The sequence below is a fragment of the Planotetraspora sp. A-T 1434 genome, from assembly GCF_025420585.1.
Lineage (GTDB): Bacteria > Actinomycetota > Actinomycetes > Streptosporangiales > Streptosporangiaceae > JAOEGB01.
Genome location: NZ_JAOEGB010000096.1, coordinates 1 through 655 on the forward strand (window position 1 = coordinate 1; position 655 = coordinate 655).

The 655-nt window shown below is 69.0% G+C and carries 1 protein-coding gene; it reads left to right on the forward strand.

The window, feature by feature from the left end; translation table 11 throughout:
* Window positions 1-655, forward strand: a 655-nt coding sequence (locus N5079_RS35110) for a polyketide synthase (RefSeq protein ID WP_261588537.1), incomplete at both ends; no start/stop codon positions are given.

A 655-nucleotide genomic window follows, 5' to 3' on the forward strand; every position in this document is an offset into this window, starting at 1 on the left:
GAGTTCTCGCGGCAGCGTGGGCTGGCTCCGGACGGCCGGTGCAAAGCATTCGCCGCCGCCGCCGACGGCACCGGCTGGGCCGAAGGCGTCGGACTCCTCCTCGTAGAACGCCTCTCAGACGCCCGACGACACGGGCACCGAGTGCTGGCAGTGATCCGCGGCTCAGCCGTCAACCAAGACGGCGCATCCAACGGCCTCACCGCCCCCAACGGCCCATCCCAGCAACGCGTCATCCGCCAAGCCCTCCACAACGCCGCCCTCACCCCCACCGACATCGACACCGTCGAAGCCCACGGCACCGGCACCACCCTCGGCGACCCCATCGAAGCCCAAGCCCTCCTCGCCACCTACGGCCAAAACCGACCAACCGACCACCCCCTATGGCTCGGCTCCCTGAAATCCAACATCGGCCACGCCCAAGCCGCCGCCGGCGTCGCCGGAATCATCAAAATGGTGCAGGCGATCCGCCACGGACTCCTGCCCCAAACACTCCACGTGGACGAACCCACCCCCCACGTCGACTGGTCGGCCGGCACCCTCCAACTCCTCACCCACCCCCGCCCCTGGCCCGACCACAACCGCCCCAGAAGAGCCGCCATCTCCGCCTTCGGCGTCAGCGGCACCAACGCCCACATCATCATCGAACAAGCACCCG